The 16920-nt window shown below is 63.1% G+C and carries 19 protein-coding genes; 13 read left to right on the top strand and 6 right to left on the bottom strand.

The genetic code is table 11. The features are described 5' to 3' along the window. Positions 1 to 24 precede the first annotated feature (24 nt). The 3 genes from AAFP32_RS08615 (at position 25) to AAFP32_RS08605 (ending at position 2137) form a co-directional block, all read left to right on the top strand. Positions 25 to 735, top strand: coding sequence for a beta-ketoacyl-ACP reductase (locus tag AAFP32_RS08615; protein ID WP_009881347.1), 711 nt, complete (start codon positions 25 to 27; stop codon positions 733 to 735). A 97-nt stretch (positions 736 to 832) separates the two neighbouring features. After that, the gene (gene fabI, locus AAFP32_RS08610) at positions 833 to 1591 is read left to right on the top strand and encodes an enoyl-ACP reductase FabI (protein WP_009881346.1); all 759 of its coding nucleotides are present in this window, start codon (positions 833 to 835) and stop codon (positions 1589 to 1591) included. Between the two features lie 42 nt (positions 1592 to 1633). Further along, positions 1634 to 2137, top strand: a complete 504-nt coding sequence (locus AAFP32_RS08605; RefSeq protein WP_009881345.1) for a SixA phosphatase family protein — start codon at positions 1634 to 1636, stop codon at positions 2135 to 2137. A 91-nt stretch (positions 2138 to 2228) separates the two neighbouring features. Here AAFP32_RS08605 and serB read toward each other — a convergent pair whose 3' ends face one another. Together serB and AAFP32_RS08595 are read right to left on the bottom strand one after the other, a co-directional pair. Then, on the bottom strand, positions 2229 to 2909 hold the full coding sequence (gene serB, locus AAFP32_RS08600) for a phosphoserine phosphatase SerB (RefSeq protein WP_009881344.1): 681 nt from the start codon (positions 2907 to 2909) through the stop codon (positions 2229 to 2231). Further along, on the bottom strand, positions 2906 to 3640 hold the full coding sequence (locus tag AAFP32_RS08595) for a hypothetical protein (protein WP_350268789.1): 735 nt from the start codon (positions 3638 to 3640) through the stop codon (positions 2906 to 2908). Before AAFP32_RS08595 ends, serB begins: the two co-directional genes overlap by 4 nt. Positions 3641 to 3684: 44 nt before the next feature. On the opposite strand from AAFP32_RS08595, the gene AAFP32_RS08590 reads away from it, so the two are divergent. The 6 genes from AAFP32_RS08590 to AAFP32_RS08560 all read left to right on the top strand — a co-directional run bounded on the left by AAFP32_RS08590 (position 3685) and on the right by AAFP32_RS08560 (position 9243). Beyond that, positions 3685 to 4470 (top strand): ABC transporter ATP-binding protein, encoded by a 786-nt coding sequence (locus tag AAFP32_RS08590; RefSeq protein ID WP_101618638.1) that lies wholly within the window; start codon positions 3685 to 3687, stop codon positions 4468 to 4470. A gap of 20 nt (positions 4471 to 4490) precedes the next feature. Continuing rightward, entirely contained in the window at positions 4491 to 5303 is an 813-nt protein-coding gene (locus AAFP32_RS08585) for a sulfite exporter TauE/SafE family protein (RefSeq protein ID WP_350271478.1), read from the top strand. Positions 5304 to 5322: 19 nt separating this feature from the next. Next, complete coding sequence (locus AAFP32_RS08580) at positions 5323 to 6213, top strand: RNA methyltransferase (protein WP_350268788.1); 891 nt, start codon at positions 5323 to 5325, stop codon at positions 6211 to 6213. 457 nt (positions 6214 to 6670) lie between these two features. Beyond that, positions 6671 to 7642, top strand: a complete 972-nt coding sequence (locus AAFP32_RS08570) for an RNA polymerase subunit sigma-70 (protein ID WP_350268787.1) — start codon at positions 6671 to 6673, stop codon at positions 7640 to 7642. A gap of 105 nt (positions 7643 to 7747) precedes the next feature. Continuing rightward, complete coding sequence (locus AAFP32_RS08565; RefSeq protein WP_350268786.1) at positions 7748 to 8359, top strand: maleylpyruvate isomerase family mycothiol-dependent enzyme; 612 nt, start codon at positions 7748 to 7750, stop codon at positions 8357 to 8359. A gap of 113 nt (positions 8360 to 8472) precedes the next feature. After that, positions 8473 to 9243: a phosphatase gene (locus tag AAFP32_RS08560; protein WP_350268785.1), complete on the top strand. Its 771-nt coding sequence runs from the start codon at positions 8473 to 8475 to the stop codon at positions 9241 to 9243. Between the two features lie 9 nt (positions 9244 to 9252). Here the strand turns inward: AAFP32_RS08560 and AAFP32_RS08555 are convergent, their stop codons facing one another. Then, positions 9253 to 9804 (bottom strand): YbaK/EbsC family protein, encoded by a 552-nt coding sequence (locus AAFP32_RS08555; RefSeq protein WP_350268784.1) that lies wholly within the window; start codon positions 9802 to 9804, stop codon positions 9253 to 9255. Positions 9805 to 9980: 176 nt separating this feature from the next. On the opposite strand from AAFP32_RS08555, the gene AAFP32_RS08550 reads away from it, so the two are divergent. Continuing rightward, positions 9981 to 10235: a type B 50S ribosomal protein L31 gene (locus AAFP32_RS08550; protein ID WP_101641573.1), complete on the top strand. Its 255-nt coding sequence runs from the start codon at positions 9981 to 9983 to the stop codon at positions 10233 to 10235. A 128-nt stretch (positions 10236 to 10363) separates the two neighbouring features. Here the strand turns inward: AAFP32_RS08550 and AAFP32_RS08545 are convergent, their stop codons facing one another. The 3 genes from AAFP32_RS08545 to AAFP32_RS08535 are packed head-to-tail and all read right to left on the bottom strand — an operon-like array spanning position 10364 to position 12457. Next, positions 10364 to 11188, bottom strand: a complete 825-nt coding sequence (locus tag AAFP32_RS08545; RefSeq protein WP_350268783.1) for a PfkB family carbohydrate kinase — start codon at positions 11186 to 11188, stop codon at positions 10364 to 10366. A gap of 45 nt (positions 11189 to 11233) precedes the next feature. Continuing rightward, positions 11234 to 11698: a tRNA (cytidine(34)-2'-O)-methyltransferase gene (locus AAFP32_RS08540; protein ID WP_350268782.1), complete on the bottom strand. Its 465-nt coding sequence runs from the start codon at positions 11696 to 11698 to the stop codon at positions 11234 to 11236. A 15-nt stretch (positions 11699 to 11713) separates the two neighbouring features. Beyond that, positions 11714 to 12457, bottom strand: coding sequence for a class I SAM-dependent methyltransferase (locus AAFP32_RS08535; protein ID WP_350268781.1), 744 nt, complete (start codon positions 12455 to 12457; stop codon positions 11714 to 11716). A 261-nt stretch (positions 12458 to 12718) separates the two neighbouring features. Here AAFP32_RS08535 and AAFP32_RS08530 point away from each other — a divergent pair, with 261 nt between their 5' ends. Genes AAFP32_RS08530 through AAFP32_RS08520 form a run of 3 tightly spaced genes read left to right on the top strand, consistent with a single transcriptional unit; the run spans position 12719 to position 16841 of the window. Then, positions 12719 to 14386 (top strand): HNH endonuclease signature motif containing protein, encoded by a 1668-nt coding sequence (locus tag AAFP32_RS08530; protein ID WP_350271433.1) that lies wholly within the window; start codon positions 12719 to 12721, stop codon positions 14384 to 14386. Positions 14387 to 14425: 39 nt separating this feature from the next. Beyond that, the gene (locus AAFP32_RS08525; RefSeq protein ID WP_350271432.1) at positions 14426 to 15106 is read left to right on the top strand and encodes a porin; all 681 of its coding nucleotides are present in this window, start codon (positions 14426 to 14428) and stop codon (positions 15104 to 15106) included. Then, positions 15096 to 16841, top strand: coding sequence for a DNA polymerase Y family protein (locus tag AAFP32_RS08520; protein WP_350271431.1), 1746 nt, complete (start codon positions 15096 to 15098; stop codon positions 16839 to 16841). Before AAFP32_RS08525 ends, AAFP32_RS08520 begins: the two co-directional genes overlap by 11 nt. Positions 16842 to 16920: the final 79 nt, after the last annotated feature.

The following is a 16920-nucleotide window of genomic DNA, read 5'->3' as shown; positions in this document are numbered from 1 at the left end:
ATTGTCCACCAACAGGAGAGATTCGTGTCAGAACCACGCATAGTCCTCGTGACCGGAGGAAACCGCGGAATCGGTCGCACCATCGCCGAGGAATTCCTCGCCCAGGGCGACAAGGTAGCCGTGACTTCCCGCAACGGTGACGCACCCGAAGGCGCACTGGCCGTCTCCGCAGATGTCACCGACACCGATTCACTCGATCGTGCCTTCGCAGAGATCGAGGAGAAGCTGGGCCCCGTCGAAGTGGTTGTGGCCAACGCCGGCATCACCCGAGACAATCTGCTCATGCGGATGAGCGATGACGAGTTCGAAGCCGTCGTCGACACCAACCTCACAGGCACCTTCCGCACCGTCAAGCGCGCCATCACCGGCATGATCCGAGCGAAGAAGGGCCGCATCGTGCTCATCTCCTCGGTGTCCGGGCTCTACGGAGTCCCCGGTCAGGCGAACTATTCGGCCTCGAAGGCCGGACTCGTCGGCTTCGCCCGCTCGGTCACCCGTGAACTCGGCTCACGCGGCATCACCGCCAACGTCGTCGCTCCCGGCTTCATCCGCACCGACATGACGGATGAACTGCCCGAGAAGCAGCAGAAGGAATACCTCGCGACGATCCCCGCGAAGCGATTCGCCGAGGCGACCGAGGTCGCAAAGGTCGTCCGCTGGGTGTCCTCGGACGAGGCCGCCTACATCTCCGGTGCCGTCATTCCCGTCGACGGTGGGCTGGGGATGGGGCACTGAGCCCCGCCAACATCTAGACTTCACACCAAGGGCGTCGGCTCCATAGCCGTCGACGACAACGATTTCACCCACGTTTGAACAGTTTGAAAGGACCACAATGGGAATTCTTGACGGAAAGCGCATCCTCGTCACCGGCGTTCTGACCGAGGCCTCCATCGCCTTCGCAGCAGCCCGCATCGCTCAGGAGCAGGGTGCCGAAGTCATCCTCTCCAGCTTCGGCCGCCAGATGAAGATCACCCAGGTGATCGCCGAACGCCTGCCCGAGACCCCGAAGGTCATCGAACTCGATGCCACCAACGAAGACGACCTGGCCGCACTGCCTGAGCGCCTCGAAGGCAACATCGACGGCATCGTCCACGCCATCGCCTTCGCCCCCAAGGACGCACTCGGCGGCGTGTTCCTCGACACCCCCTGGGACTCCGTGTCCGCAGCGATCCACGTCTCGGCGTTCTCGCTCAAGGCCATCACCGTGGCCGCGAAGCCCGTGCTCAACAAGGGTGCCGGAGTCGTCGGCCTGACCTTCGACGCCACCATCTCCTGGCCGGTCTACGACTGGATGGGCGTGGCCAAGGCCGCCTTCGAGTCCACGGCTCGCTACCTCGCGAAGTACGTCGGCGAAGACGGAGTCCGCGTCAACCTCGTCTCGGCCGGACCGCTGAAGACCACCGCCGCCACCTCGATTCCCGGATTCGGGACCCTCGAAGACATGTGGGGCGACCGCGCACCGCTGGGATGGGACCAGAAGGACACCACCCCGGCAGGCAAGGCGATCGTCGCCCTGCTCTCGGACTGGTTCCCCGCCACCACCGGCGAGATGATCCACGTCGACGGCGGATTCCACTCCACCGGCGCCTGAACCGGACCACCCGACACCCACACTGATCCGGAGAACACGACGATGCCTGTGCTCATTCTCGCCCGCCATGCGAAGGCCGAGGCCGAAGGCCCAACGGACTTCGAACGCTCGTTGAACGCCAAGGGCCTGACTCAGGCTGTTGAGGCCGGAGCCGAAATCGCCGAGCGCTGGTCACCTGACGTGGCCATCGCCTCGGCGGCTCGGCGCACCGTCCAGACCGGGCAGGCCGTGGTCGAAGCCGTCAACCGGAACAACGGGGAACCCGAAACCGGTACCGGCCTCGAACTGCGCCAGGACGAGTCCCTCTACAACGGGGGAGTCGAGGACTGGATCGACGCGATCAACTCGATCCCGGCCGATTCCCAGTGCGCCTATATCGTGGGCCACCAGCCCACCGTCGCCGAGGTGGTCGGTCACCTCAGCAGCTCATCGGGGGTCCCGGACGAGTTCCGTCCCTCCTCGCTCGCAGTCTTCACACTTGAGAGCTGGGACATCGAACCCGGGAATTATCCGGAGCCCGAGCTGCGGGTCTTCCTCGGCGTCTGAACGCCATAGCCAAGAGAGAACTCAGGCGTCTGAACAAGGTTCAGGCGCCTGAGTTCTATTCACGCGTGGTGAGGTTCACGCGTGGTGAGGCTCACACCTGTGCGCGTGTTTCGATGAGGGTGAGCACCTCTCGCAGATCACGATTCGTCACCGCGGCGTCAGCGGCGGCGACAAGTGCCGGTTTGGCACAGAAGGCCACACCCAGACCAGCGGCCTGGATCATTCCGATGTCGTTGGCTCCATCGCCGACAGCCACGGTCCGGGCCGGATCACAGTCGTACTTGGGGATTAGTTGCGAGAAGATCTCGGCCTTCGCACTGGGATCGATGACACGACCGCTCGTGACACCGGTGAGCAGTCCATCGTGGGAGTCGAGACCATTGGCAAAGACCTCGGTGATGCCCATCGCCTCCGCGACAGGAGCGATGATCTGAGTGAAGCCACCGGAGACCAACGCCACGACGCCGCCACCGGACTGGACTGCGGCAACCAGCTCGCGGGCACCCTGCGTCAACGTGATCTGAGCACGCACCTCATCGAGGACGGAGACCGGCAATCCCTTGAGCAGCGCCACGCGCTCGGCCAGGGAAGCGGCGAAGTCCAACTGGCCGGCCATGGCCCGTTCGGTGATGTCGGCGACCTGAGCCCCCACCTCGGCGTGGACGGCGATGAGGTCGATGACCTCCTCGTTGATGAACGTCGAATCCACGTCCATGACGAGGAGCTGGATCGAATTGCCTGGCATCGGGGCTGCGGAGTCTGAGTCATTCACCCCTTCATCGTAGCCACAGCGATGATGTAGTCGGCGGCCGCGGGGTGCAGGCGCGAGAGCAGATCACCGAAGGCCGGCGGTGCGACCGTGGCCGGAGCCAACACGGTGCGCATCCGTTCATGAATGTCCAGGGCGGCATAGATGGCCCGGGCATCGGCGACGGAGGGGATGAGCCGTGAAATCGGGTGGCTGGTGCTCAGCTCCTCCTGCCAGTCCCGCCATGGACCCTCGCGCCAGTCGGCGGGAACCTCGATGGACTCGATGAGGTTGAGCCCCTCCATCACAAGGAGCCGGAGTCGGCGCAGCGCCTCGGCGGGGGTTCCCACCGTGACCGGGCGAAAGACCGTGTCCCGGCAGGCGATGACCTCGACGTTGGCCTCGGCGCCGAGGAGGACCACTCCGACCTGGTGCGACCCCGAGTGGAGGACGATCTGAGCCGTGTGCCGACCGACCCTGAGCCGGTCGGCCTTGTCCACCGGTGGGGTCGTATGCGGCAGGGACGGGTGGTGCAGAGCCAAGCGCGCGTGCGTGATACCGGCGGCCTTCGCCTCGGCGGTGAAGAGCAGCAGCCCCGTCGGCGGTGAGGTGCCGAAGACCTCGTCGGCGACGATGAGAGGGACATCACGATCGTCGTCGAGGAAGGCAGCACTGACCTCGTCAGGGGCGAGGCTGGAGTGCAGGCGATGGTTCATCGCCAGGGTCAGCAGCAGTGAGTCGGTAGTCAAGTCCATGTCGAACCAGAATAGACGCCGTGCCTGCGATAGAGTTGGATGATATGAGTGATGTCCTGACTTTGGATTCTGTTTCCGTGCGCCGAGGAGAGAATTTTCTCCTCCAAGATTTTTCCCTGACCGTCTCCGAAGGTGAGCATTGGGCCGTTCTCGGACCCAATGGCGCCGGGAAGACGACTCTGTTGGAAATGGCCGCAGGACGAATGCACCCGACGACGGGCTCAGTCGGAATCCTGGAGGAGCGCCTCGGGCGCGTCGACGTCTTCGAACTGCGCCCACGAATCGGCTACGCCTCGACAGCCCTGGCCAGCCGCATTCCACTGACTGAAGCCGTGCTCGACACCGTTCTCACTGCCGCCTACGGTGTCACTGGCCGCTGGGTCGAGGAGTATGAGACCGCCGACGTGGATCGCGCCAAGGATCTCCTTGGCGCGTTCAACATCACGCACCTGGCTGACCGCACCTTCGGCACGCTGTCAGAGGGCGAACGCAAGCGTGTGCAGATCGCACGTGCGCTGATGACGGATCCGGAGCTGCTGCTGCTCGACGAGCCCGCCTCCGGTCTCGACCTGGGCGGACGTGAAGAGCTGCTGGCCGCATTGACGGAGATCCTGTCCTCGAAGTGGGCTCCGGCGACGATCATGGTCACCCACCATGTCGAGGAGATCCCTGCGGGCATCACACACGTGCTGCTGCTGGCCGAGGGCACTGATCTTGCTGCTGGCCCCATCGATGAGACTCTGACGGCTGACAATCTTTCGGCGACCTTCGGCATCGACGTCAAGCTCACCCGCGACGGGCAGCGGTTCCACGCCCGGTCCCAACACTGAGCATGGACCCAGTTCTCGGAATGGAACTGTGGCAGATTGCGCTGATCGTCCTCGCCGGAATCGCTGCCGGAGGCATCAACGCCGTCGTCGGCTCCGGCACCCTCATCACCTTTCCGGCGCTCGTCGCCTTCGGCGTGCCCCCTGTCGTGTCGACGATGAGCAATGCGGTCGGCCTGATCCCGGGCAACATCGCATCCTCTTTCGGCTACCGGGAAGAGCTGCGGGGCCAATGGCGGCGCATCCTCGGCTTCGTGCCTGCCTCCGTCTTGGGTTCGCTGACCGGTGCCTATCTGCTGCTCCACCTTCCGGAAGACGCCTTCGAGACGATCGTCCCGGTCCTCCTGGTTCTCGCCCTCGTCATGGTCGTGGGCCAGCCGGGCCTGTCCCGCTACCTGAAGAACCGTTCGGTGCGCCGTGCCCAGAGGGCAGGGGAGGAGCATGTGGCGGCGTCGGTCGGCGACACGCTCTCCACCGGGCGCTACATACTCGTCCTCGTCGTCGTCTTCCTCACCGCGATCTACGGTGGCTACTTCGCCGCCGCCCAGGGCATCATCCTCATTGCGCTGCTCGGGCTGCTCCTGCCCGATGACCTGCAGCGTCTCAACGGGCTGAAGAACGTTCTGGTCCTCGTCGTCAACACAGTCTCGGCGAGCACATACATCATCGTCGGCCACGACAGGCTCAACTGGATCGCCGTCATCTGCATCGCTATCGGCTCACTCATCGGCGGCTACTTCGGAGCCCGCGTGGGACGGAAATTCTCGCCTGTGCTGCTGCGCACCTTCATCGTCATCCTCGGCCTTGTCGCAATCTGGCGCATCCTGACGCTGTGAACGATCGGATGGTGGCAGCATGAACACTCCGGCGAAGGCACCGCTGACCAGGCAACAGGTCATCGATCGCGCCGCCGAGCACGGCATCGATGCCAACCGTCTGCACTTCTTCGATGAGGAGACACTGGCCTCATCGACGGAGGACCTGCACGACTACACCCAGCTGACTGATGTGGCGCTGCGCAGCGTCCGTGAGCCGGCCGAAGGGCTGTTCATCGCGGAGTCCTCGAAGATCATTCGTCGTGCCCACGCCGCGGGCATGGTTCCGCGTTCGTATCTGACCAGCCCCAAATGGCTGTTCGACCTAGCCGATCTCATCGCCGACAATGATGCCCCGATCCACATCGGCACCGATGCCGCGGTCGAATCTCTCACCGGCTTCCACCTCCACCGTGGCGCTCTGGCAGCCATGCACCGGCCACAGGCGCCCGATGTCGGGCGGCTCGTCGCGGAGGCCAAGCGCATCGTCGTCATCGAAGACGTCGTCGATCACACGAATGTGGGTGCGATCTTTCGGTCCGCGGCCGCATTCGGAGTCGACGCTGTCCTGATCACGCCGAGGTGTGCCGATCCTCTCTACCGGCGTTCCATTCGAGTCTCGATGGGCACCGTGTTCCAAGTGCCGTGGACGCGCATCGAATCCTGGCCTGCCGGAGTCGACTCCCTGCGTGAGCTTGGCTTCCATGTCGCAGCATTGGCTCTCGATGAGGACTCTGTGGCGATCCGGGAGTTCGCCGCCGATGCGCCTGAACGCACCGCCATCGTCTTCGGCACCGAAGGCGACGGTCTGCGACGCTCGACGATCACCGCCTGTGATTCGACGGTCATGATCCCGATGTCCGGGGGAGTCGACTCCCTCAACGTCGCAGCCGCCTCGGCGGTGGCCTGCTTCGCCCTGCAGACCGACTGAGGTGGCGTCGGTGGCTCAGGCTACGTTGTGACTATGAACGACTCGATTGAGCTGTATACGACCAAAGGCGGCGATACCTCGCTCCGAGTCCGAACGGATGCCGAAACGGTTTGGTTGACGGGACACCAGCTGGCACTCCTATTCGGGCGCGATGTGAAAACAATCGGTAAACATATCTCCAATGCCTTGCGGGAAGAACTATAGGCAGAACCAACTGTCGGATAATTTGCGACAGTTCAATGTGAGGGGCAACGCACAGTCACTCGACAGGTCGAGCACTTCAACCTGGACCTCGCCATTTCCGTTGGACAACACGCAGGAACATCGGGAGGAGTGAGGTCTCGAAAGTGGCCGCCCAACGTTCTCCACTATTACCTCCCTGAAGAAATGAGTGCTGGGCCCGGACGCGGTTACTCAGGCAGCGTGCCGCGATTCGTGTGAAGATGGCGGGGTGAGCATGAACGAATCGCTCGGACCCTCCATCGATGATCTTGAGGACCTGCGGGTGCGTCTGACGGGTTACTGCTATCGAATGCTCGGCAATGCAGCGGATACCGATGATGCGGTGCAGGAGACGATCGTGCGTGCCTACCAAGCGCTCGACCGCTACGACCCGGCACTGGGAAAGCTGTCGACGTGGGTCCACAGGATCGCCACCAACATCTGTTTGGATCTGCTCCGCAGTGCGCGGCGTCGGTCGATGTCCACCGACTTCGGCCAGGCTCGGGTGCCAGCCGATTCGGGAGACCTGAGTTCGCCCCTGTCACCTGAGTTCTTCGTCGAACCGATGCCCGATTCCCGAATGATGTGCACCAGTGACCCAGCGGAGATCGTCGACCAACGCCAAACCGTTCGTCTCGCGTTCATCGCTGCTCTGCAGTGTCTGGCACCGAGACAGCGGGCGGTGCTCGTGCTGCGTGAAGTGCTGGCCTTCAGCGCCGATGAGACCGCAGAGATCATCGAGACGACGGTGCCCGCAGTCAACAGCGCCCTGCAGCGAGCACGAGCGCGACTATCGGAATCCCCACCGGCAACCGCCGACGTCTTTCAACCCGATGACACTGACCAACGCAAGCTGCTGGACAACTATGTTGCCGCCTTCGAGGCGCATGACATCGACGGCCTCAAGCACCTGCTCCGAGAAGACGCTCGTTCGTCGATGCCGCCTTTCGTATGGTGGCTCGAAGGACGCGAATCGATACTGACAGTGATGGCGGCCTCCGATACCTGTGTAGGCGACCGGCTGCTACCGGTGGCGATGAACGGCTCTCCGGGGTTCGGACAATACAGGGTCGACGATCACGGCGTCCCTCGTGCTTTCGCGTTGCTGCTCGTCGAGGTTCGCGGCAACAGGGTGGCCCACCTCGTCACCTTCTTGGGCACCGCGGAACGGTTCTCTGAGTTCGGGCTGCCGGAGGCACTTGACTAGCTGAAAGCTCAGACTCACCCAATCTCCTGGGCTGTCCATCGCGACGATTGTGAGGAAGTTCGACACTTCCCGATGAGTTCAGGGCTGCTCGTTCGTATAAGGACTATGAACACACACAGAGATGATCCCTCCAATGACCTGATCCGAACCGAGACGATTGCCGAACGTTCACGGCTGGCAGACTTGCTCACCGGGCTCGACCACGATCAATGGTCGACTCCATCGCTGTGCGAAGGCTGGCAGGTGAGAGAAGTCGTCGCACACCTGACAATGGCCTACCGATACAACGTTCCTCGGCTCCTCCTCGGCCTTGCCCGGAGCGGATTCAGATTCAATGCCTACGCCGACCGCGCCGCACAAGCGGACACGTCTGCGCTCAGCGACACTGAACTGCTCGAGTCATTGTCGAACAACATTGGCACCCCATGGACACCCCCTGGCGGCGGTGTGGTCGGAGCGTTGAGCCACGACATCATCCACGGTCTCGACATCACAGAGCCGCTCGGACTCCCGCCTTCACCTCCCGAACGGATCCGACTGGTGCTGAACAACGTCACTCGAAAGACCCTCGCCTACTTCGGCGTCGAGCTGACTGGGCGGCGGCTGGTTGCCGAGGACGTCGATCTGGAGCTGGGAACCGGGACACATGAGATGAGGATGAGTGCCCGTGAGATGCTTATGGCAATGACCGGTCGCGTGCCGCTTCCAGATCTGTAGAACGTCACAATCCGATGTGGAAAGCGGGCGCTGGACTCCACAGCGCTGACCAGGGGACGGGGCCCTCTATGGGACACTGTTAGCGAGCAGATCAGACCCGAATGAGGAGACCAGTGGACCGCACCACACTTGCGCATGCCTTGGAGACTGGACGTATCACGGGAGAGGTGGCCACTCCCAGAGAGAACAACCTCTCCCACATCCACCGTTTCCTGGCACAGGAGAAGCAATTCGACTTCGGCGTCGAACTCACTCAGGACTGGGACTACGATTCGGTATTTGCCGTCATGGTCGACCGGTGCGGGCTGCGTCCCGAGACGGACTTCGTTGAGGGCGTCGATACGATTTCGACCGAGCGCTGCATCGACTCCCTTGAAACACTGGCCACGGCCATCGGGGATGTCACCCGCGCCGGGGGAGAGATCCTCTTCGCCACAGGCCATCCTGCCGGGCTGCTTCCTGTGCACATGGCGATCGCCGCGGCCGCCGAAGCCCACGGTGCTCGGATCACGCACCAGGCCAACGCCGTTCCCGTCCCAGACCTTGGCGGTGACTGCCGGCAGATCAACCGGGTGTGGACCTGGCACCAGCACGGCGGAACCCCGCATACTCACCTCGCCGAGCCCATGCACGCCCTTCTTGACGACATCACCCGCCGAGGCGATCAGGCGCCTGATCTGATCGTGGCCGATCACGGGTGGGCCGGTGCGGCATCGAGTCGTGGACTGCGCACTCTCGGCTATGCCGACTGCAACGATCCGGCCCTCTTCGTCGCCGAGGCACAGGAGGCAATCGAGGTCACCGTTCCCCTCGATGACGATGTTGTGCCATACCTCTATGAACCGCTCATCACCTATGTTCTCGACAAGGCAGGACTGGGCTGACCGACGACCTCAGCTGATCTCGTTCGCGAGCCCGTCGACCACCTCGGCGGTGCGAAGTGACGCCAGTGCTGCGCCCGAGAGCACGAGCTTGGAACCACGGATGCCCGAACCGATGATGAGCTCGTCGGCCTCGGCCACACGTGTGTCGATGAGAATCCGGTAGTTGGCAGGCAAACCGATCGGGCCGATGCCGCCGTACTCCATCCCTGATTCATCGACCGCACGGTCCATGGGCAGGAATGAGGCCTTGCGCACGTCAAGGAGCTTCTTCACGCGCTTGTTCACATCGGCGCGCGTGTTGGCGAGCACCATGCAGGCAGCGATCCTTTCCTCACCGGCGCGCGAACCCGCGACGAGAACACAGTTGGCCGAGGTCTCCGGTCCGAGACCGGTGGCGTCGAGCAGGGCCGAAGTGTCGGCGATCTGCGGGTCGATGGCGAACGCGTCGACGTCGCCGGTGATCGACGACATCGCCTCAGCGGTGGGCTTGGCCATGAGCTCGGGAACGGATTTTGCGGGAGTGAGGTCGAATTGCGCGGAGATGCGTTCCTTGGTGTTCATGACCACAGTTTAGGAGACGATGTGGGAATCGCTTTGGGCCAGTCCATCAGATAGACTGGGCTGTCGCTTCGTGTCCGGTTCCTACGGTGCGGGGCGTGTCCAGCAGACGAATTCGGGCACTGGCGGATGGGTCGACCCATACCAGGCGCCTGAGCGGATTCAGCAAAGGTATGAATATGAAAAAGGACATCCACCCGGAATACGCACCGATCGTGTTCAACGATCTGTCATCGGGAACCAAGATCCTCACCCGTTCGACCGCAAAGAGCGATAAGACGATCGAGTGGGAAGATGGCAACACCTACCCAGTCATCGATGTTGAGATCTCGAGCTCATCGCACCCGTTCTACACCGGAAAGCAGCGCATCCTCGACTCCGCAGGCCGCGTCGAGAAGTTCAAGGATCGCTACAAGGGCTTCGGCAAGCGCTGATCCCCTGTCGGTTTCGACCGAGACGACGGTTGCGACCGTCACACTTGACTCATGCGAACTGCCCCGCACGCCCTTGACGGTGTGCGGGGCAGTTCTCTCTTTCTCTGTGCTCGAGCGAATCAGTTCGGTCAGTCCACGCTGACGCGGACATCGGGTGAGGGCTGAGTGCGTGCCGCGGGGTGGAACAGCGAGGCCACGCCTGTGGCGTTGCCGAGGCAGTTCGCGATGCCGTGGGCGACCTTCTCCTTCGCCGAGACAACTGCATCCTCAATGCTCAGTCCGGTGGCGATTCCAGCGGCGATGGATGAGGCGAACGAACAGCCTGCACCGTTGACGAGCTTCTCATTGACCTTGCGTGAACGCAGCGTCGTGACGGTCTGACCATCGAAGAGAATGTCGATCGCGTCGTCACCGGCCAGACGTGCGCCGCCCTTGACGACGACGTTCTTCGCACCTTGACCGTGGATGATCCTCGCGGCCTCGATCATTCCCTCAACCGAATCGATCGGATCGATGCCGGCCAGCGTTGCGGCTTCCTCGAGGTTCGGGGTGATGACGGTGGCCAAAGGCACGAGATTGTCGACGAAAAGATCCTTGAGATCGACCATCGTGCCCGCACCCTTGCAGACGAGGACGGGATCGAAGACATAGGGAAGCTCATTGGTCTTCAGCTTCTCGGCCAGGACAAGGGCATTCTCCACCGAACCGAGCATGCCCGACTTGAGGGCGTCGAATTTGTGTACGGCCAGCGTCGATTCAAGCTGGCGGGTCACGACCTCAGGGTCGATGAACTCGATGACGTGGCTGAAGCTGTCGGCAGGATCGAAGGTGACGATGCAGGTCACGGCGGCGGTACCGAATGCGCCGTACTCTTCGAACATCTTCAGGTCGGCTTCGAGCCCTGCTCCGCCTGAGACGTCGGAACCGGCGATTGTGAGCACTTTGGAGGTCATAGTGGTCCTTTCAGGATTGTGTATCGGGCAGAAGTCTACGCGGGTTCAAGCCCCGCTGTATCCCTGTTGGCGCCAAGCCTCGTAGATCGCGATCGACGCGGAATTGGCGAGGTTGAGCGAACGCCTGGATGGAAGCATCGGGATGCGCACGGACAGATCCACATGCTCGTCAGCGACGACGGAATCGGGCAGGCCCGTCGACTCCTGACCGAAGAGGAGGACATCACCGTCACGGTAGTCGACCTCGGCGAAGGAATCGTGTGTATGGGTGGTGAATGCGATGACTCGACGCTCGCCGAGGTGGTTCCACAGATCCGTCAGCGACGCATGGATGGTGACGTGGGCAAGATCGTGATAATCCAGTCCTGCACGACGCAGTTTCGCATCGGAGAGATCGAAGCCAAGCGGTTCGACGAGGTGGAGGTGGGCGCCCGTGACCGCGGCCAGGCGAATGGCGTTGCCGGTGTTGCCGGGGATCTCAGGCGTGTGGAAGACGATGTCGATGTTCATAGGTCACCCATTTTGTCACTGTTCGGGCGTTGCCCGATTCAAGGGAGTGGCCGCGGTGGGGTCGAGGCGGGCGAGCAGATAGCCCTGTCGCGTCGTCTCTGGGAACTGGCCTGCCTGGTCCGGCTCCCGCTCGAGCCGGGTCACGGGAGCAAAACCGTGTTCAGCGAGAACTGTGAGAACCTGATCGATCGAGCGGCGGTGGAAGTCGAGATCGACGTCGAACCCGGCTGCCTCGGACTGATGGTCGACTCGGTCGCCGAGCTGGAAGGCCAGTTGGAACAGGCCTCCCGGCCGCAGCACTCGTGCCGCCTCGGCGAAGACGGTGTGCAGGGACTCATCGGGAACGTGGATGATGGAATACCATGCCAGGAGCCCGGAGAAGCTGTCGTCGCCATACGGCAGTGCGGTCATGGTGCCGGTGGCGAAGTCGAAGGCGGGATAGTGGCGCGTTGCTAGGGCGATCATGGCGGGGGAAAGGTCGAGGCCCGTCGGAGTCAGACCCAAAGCGGCAAGGAATGCAGTGATCCGACCTGGGCCGCACCCGATTTCAAGCGTCTGGGAATCCCCTGTGGCGAGTACGAGCTCCGAAAAGGCACCGAGGACGGCTCGATCGTGTGGCTTGGCCGTGAGCTCGTCTGCAATCCAGCCCGTATAGGTCTCGGCGATCGCATCGTAGGAGGTCCGAGTGGCCGCCTCACGGGGTGAATCCTGCAGGCCGATAGGGGAGAGGCCTGCGTCGTCGTTCGTCTCTTCGCTCATGCAATCAGCCTACGGCGTGAGGCTCGCATTGATTGGCGCGTCCCCGCGGGGACGCGCCAACAATCAGGAGATTCAAATTATGTAGAACAGATATACATCGGGTCCGAATCAGATTAGGAAGAAATCTACCCATTCAACGGTGTGATGCAGTCTGGTCGGGATCTCATGTCAGTGGTGCCTCGTATGGTGAAAGTACGGTTCGAGGTCATGGGGACTCACGAACCGAATGGCCAGGGAGGCCGAAGGGGAAAGGTGGGGACCATGGTCGAGAACACGGCTGCAGATCCGTTCGCAGACGATCCGGATCCGTTCGCAGATTCAGAGATTCTCAACGTGTTGAGCGTCGATCCCAGTGACTACGGCAAAGACTCGAGACCGCAGGCGCGAGCCCCGCGCACCGAGCCGAGCGCTGGGGCCGGCGCTGAGGCTGAGACCGATGCCGGGACTGGGTTGTGCGATCTCACTCCCGAGGAGCTGGTTGCCGACATTCGACGCAACATCTCGTGCATCGCCTTCTGTCATGCCCGTGTCATTGCACTCATCGATGAGGTCGAACGTCGGGGTCTGTGGGCACAGTGGGTGGGCGTGACATCGTTGCCCCAGTGGGTCATGCACATCGCTGCTGTGAGCGCACACACCGCACGGGAATACGTTCGAGTGATGATGGCACTACGCGAAATGCCGAAGGTGAAGGAGAGCCTGGGGGAGGGAGATGTCAGCTTCTCCAAGGTGCGCGAGGTCACCAGGCTGGTGGGCCGGATCCCCGATGAGGAGGCCTTGCGCCTGGCCGACGTCTCCACCGGAAGCCAGATCGGTGTGATAGCTCGCAACTACCTCCAGCTGTCCGCCGCGAACGAGACCGGTGAGGTTCCCCGATTCCTTCCCAGCGACAGCGTGAGTATGCGAACCACAGAACCCGGACGGACCCGCATCACGATCGACCTGGGCGAGGATGAAGCCGCTGAATTCTCTTCGATGCTCGACGCTGCTCGGCATGTCCTCGAACAGCAGGCACTCACGGATGATGCCGACAGCGACGAGCAGGAGAAGCAGTTGTACGAGCCGATCTCGCAGGTCATGTGCCTGATGGAGATCGTGCATGCGTTTTCGCAGGCGAAGCCATCCGGCACCGTTGACGTCGACCGCGCCCGCATGCTCGTACATGCCTCCGCTGAGGTGGTGACCCGATTCGGTGCCTGTGCCGAAGCCACCGATACTGCAACCGCTGATACTACAACCGTTGATACTGCAACCGCTGAGCACGAGACCATCGATATTGCCCTCAACGGCGTCCCCGCGGGGACGCCTGCGGAGCGGAAGAAGGACCTGACCTGTCGGGTTGACGGCTTCGGAGGCATCACCTCGGCGACGGCAGAACGGCTGAGCTGCGAAGCCCTGATCAGCGGGGCGATCAAGGACGCCGATGGCGACGTGCTCATGCTCGGCCGTTCGAAGAGGCTGGTGAGCAGACGCCAACGCCTGGCGCTGAGCGCGCGGGACATGGGATGCCAGTTCCCCGGCTGTCGTGCCCGCAGGAGATGCGACGCTCACCATATCCGCCCCTGGTCACAGGGAGGAGCGACAGACCTGGACAATCTCATCCTGCTCTGCCGAACACACCACACGGCGGTGCACAAATATGAGTTGAATATCTCACGGACCTCAGCACCCTTCGCCGGAACTCTGGGCGGGCAGGCTGCATTCGCCTTCTTCCTGCCCGACGGTTCGCAGCTGCTTCCGCTCGAGGAAGGGAAGCGAGGGCGGCATGTCTTCGACACGGCACGGCTGGTGGATGTTGCCGAGAAGGCGGTAGCCGAAGCGGATCCGAGCACTCTGGGCGGCGGGTACGGCTTCAGCCTGGACTATTGCATTGCGTGGATGTTCGAAGCGGAATGGCGACACGCCCGGGCGAACAATGCCGCTGCGTAAATCTTGCCTATTTAGAACACTAGTTCGATAATGGGTGTCATGTCTGCAGTGCCACTCGTTGAACAGCTCAGCCGGGAGATGGGTATCTCCACGGCCACCGCTCTGTTCGACGGGCCTGCCCCCCGCACCGTGGATCCGGTGCTGGCGCCGATGTTCCGCCGCGGCGGTCTTCCCCGAGGCGAGATCGTGACCCTGACCGGGGGGCAGTCCTTGAGCTGCGCCCTCGCTGCCATCGCCGTCGCAACCCAGGAACAGAAATGGTGTGCCGGCATCGGACTCGGCGAACCGGCCGTGTCATCCATTGCCGATCTGGGTGTTGACCTCGACCATTTCGTCAACCTCGTGACCCCGGCCGAGGACTGGCTGCGGGTGGCCTCCATCCTCATCGAATCCTTCGACGTCCTCGTTATCGATCCGGGATTCCTGCCCAGTGCTGGGGAGCGCGCCCGGCTGCTGGCGAAGGTGCGCGAACGCAAGATCAGCATCATCAGTCTGACGTCGATGCCCGGAAGCACGGAGCAGATTGAGATCACCGACACGCAGTGGTCGGGCACGGAACACGGCCATGGACGTCTCCGCTCCTGCCTCGTGCAGGCCCGATCGCAGACCGGCGTCAACCGGTTCCTGTTGCCTGGACCGGAAGGGACTCCCGCCGAGGTGCCAGCACCCGCCCCGGCTGAGGGTGTATTCGAACGGCCGGTGATCCGCAGTGTCAGCTGACGCCGCTACTGAGCCCACAACTGTGCGCAGCGGCCCCGCAGGTGGGGACAGTGTCCCTGTCGAAGAGAGCATCGATGACCGTCGCACGCTGGTTCTGACCGTTCCCGATTGGTCCGCGGTGGCGGCCGCGACCGAGCATGATCTCAGCCCTCGCACTCCGGTGGCGGTTCTCAGCGGAGGCAAGGTGATCGCCGCCAATGCGCCTGCCCGTGCAGCCGGGATCGCTCTGGGCAACAACAAACGCGCGGTCGGGTACCGCTGTCCCGAAGCACACGTGATGGCCTGGGACGAGGACGCAGACAACAGACACTTCTCCGCAGGAGTCGGAGCGCTCGAGGAACTCGTGGCGCGGTTCACTCTGCTCGCCCCCGGTACGCTCGCCATTCCCCTCGACTCGCTCAAACACGGCTATGCCGACGAGCCCACCGCCGTTGAGGCTCTGATCTCCGCGCTCGTGTCGGTCACCGGGTGGGAGTTCTTCCCCGGCATCGCTGACACCGTGTTCGCGGCAGTTCTCGCCGCGGGACAGGCACGCCGGGTCGAACCAGGGCAGACCGAGGAGTTCTTGGCAGCTCAACCGATCAGCACCCTCGAATACGCAGGGGCAGGCGCGACCGAACTCATCGATACCTTCACCCAACTGGGTCTGCGAACCCTGGGGGATCTGGCCGAAATCGACGCGCGGAACGTGAACTCCCGATTCGGGGCACTGGGCAAGCGCGCGCACGATCTGGCCACAGGAACCGAGTGGACGCCTCTGAACGATCATGTCCGGGAGGAACGACTCAATGTCGAGCTCGGTCTGGACACGCCGACCACCCGCAGTGACACTTTGGGGTTTCTGACCCGCCAGCTGGCCGCCGAGCTGCTGACCACAGTGCGCCGCCGAGGGCTCGTATGCACACAGATCACGATCGAGCTCATCGCTGTCTCGGGGCAGTCTTCGAAGCGGACCTGGCGGATCGAGGACATGAACGAGAACACCATCGCCGATCGCCTGCGGTGGCAGGCAGAGGGATGGTTGGCAGGAGCCGCTCGAAAGGGACCGGGCTCATCATCCAAGTCCGGGCCAGCCCCTCAGTCCGGGCCGGCTCGCTCCCGGAAGCACACAGCCTCTGCCCGCAGGGATAGGGAGACACCGGTTCCCGACGATCCCGGCCCCGACCCGGAGGACTTCTCCGAGGAGGGCATCATCGCTGTGGGCCTCGTGGCCGCGGAGCTGACCACCCCCATCGGTGCGACGAAGAGCCTGTTCGATGAGAACACCGGGCAGGTCACCCACACGCTGGAGCGACTGCAGGGACTGTTCGGTCCCGATTCGGTCCTGGTTCCGGGTCTGCAGGGCGGGTGGGATCCGGCCGAGACGAACCTGTGGACACCGTGGCAGCAAGCGCCATCACCTGTGCGCAGCTCCGGCGCACCCTGGCCAGGGGCACTGCACGCACCCCGACCGACGACGGTCGAACATCTTCCCGTCGACGTGCTCGCCGCGGGAGGCCTGCCGGTGGAAGCTCGTCCCGCAGGCCTGGAATCAACACCGTGTGAGATTCGCTTTCCGACCGGAGCCACCGAGGCGATCGTTGACCATTCGGGCTCCTGGCCCGTCGAATCCGGCTGGTGGGATCCGGCGAAAGCCATCTACCGGACCCGCCTGCAGGTGGTCACCGTCTCGGGGCAGGCGCTGCTGCTGAGCAAAGAGAACGGCCAGTGGCACATCACCGGTCGGTACCGCTGATGGCACTGAACGACCGCTGACACTGAACGACCGCTGACACTGAACGACCGATGACACCACCGAGATGAGAGAGCTGAAC

This window comes from Brevibacterium sp. CBA3109, from assembly GCF_040256645.1.
Lineage (GTDB): Bacteria > Actinomycetota > Actinomycetes > Actinomycetales > Brevibacteriaceae > Brevibacterium > Brevibacterium koreense.
Note: the sequence above shows the minus strand (reverse complement) of the source record. Positions and strands in the feature narration are given on the sequence as shown.

What these genes read in the sequence shown, in the direction of transcription:
- AAFP32_RS08590 (WP_101618638.1), top strand. Translation starts at nt 3,685, where the DNA reads ATGAGTGATGTCCTGACTTTGGATTCTGTTTCCGTGCGCCGAGGAGAG.
- AAFP32_RS08565 (WP_350268786.1), top strand. Translation starts at nt 7,748, where the DNA reads ATGAACACACACAGAGATGATCCCTCCAATGACCTGATCCGAACCGAG.
- AAFP32_RS08570 (WP_350268787.1), top strand. Translation starts at nt 6,671, where the DNA reads ATGAACGAATCGCTCGGACCCTCCATCGATGATCTTGAGGACCTGCGG.
- AAFP32_RS08555 (WP_350268784.1), bottom strand. Translation starts at nt 9,804, where the DNA reads ATGAACACCAAGGAACGCATCTCCGCGCAATTCGACCTCACTCCCGCA.
- AAFP32_RS08525 (WP_350271432.1), top strand. Translation starts at nt 14,426, where the DNA reads ATGTCTGCAGTGCCACTCGTTGAACAGCTCAGCCGGGAGATGGGTATC.
- fabI (WP_009881346.1), top strand. Translation starts at nt 833, where the DNA reads ATGGGAATTCTTGACGGAAAGCGCATCCTCGTCACCGGCGTTCTGACC.
- AAFP32_RS08595 (WP_350268789.1), bottom strand. Translation starts at nt 3,640, where the DNA reads ATGGACTTGACTACCGACTCACTGCTGCTGACCCTGGCGATGAACCAT.
- AAFP32_RS08530 (WP_350271433.1), top strand. Translation starts at nt 12,719, where the DNA reads ATGGTCGAGAACACGGCTGCAGATCCGTTCGCAGACGATCCGGATCCG.
- AAFP32_RS08535 (WP_350268781.1), bottom strand. Translation starts at nt 12,457, where the DNA reads ATGAGCGAAGAGACGAACGACGACGCAGGCCTCTCCCCTATCGGCCTG.
- AAFP32_RS08605 (WP_009881345.1), top strand. Translation starts at nt 1,634, where the DNA reads ATGCCTGTGCTCATTCTCGCCCGCCATGCGAAGGCCGAGGCCGAAGGC.
- AAFP32_RS08550 (WP_101641573.1), top strand. Translation starts at nt 9,981, where the DNA reads ATGAAAAAGGACATCCACCCGGAATACGCACCGATCGTGTTCAACGAT.
- AAFP32_RS08580 (WP_350268788.1), top strand. Translation starts at nt 5,323, where the DNA reads ATGAACACTCCGGCGAAGGCACCGCTGACCAGGCAACAGGTCATCGAT.
- AAFP32_RS08540 (WP_350268782.1), bottom strand. Translation starts at nt 11,698, where the DNA reads ATGAACATCGACATCGTCTTCCACACGCCTGAGATCCCCGGCAACACC.
- AAFP32_RS08545 (WP_350268783.1), bottom strand. Translation starts at nt 11,188, where the DNA reads ATGACCTCCAAAGTGCTCACAATCGCCGGTTCCGACGTCTCAGGCGGA.
- AAFP32_RS08585 (WP_350271478.1), top strand. Translation starts at nt 4,491, where the DNA reads ATGGAACTGTGGCAGATTGCGCTGATCGTCCTCGCCGGAATCGCTGCC.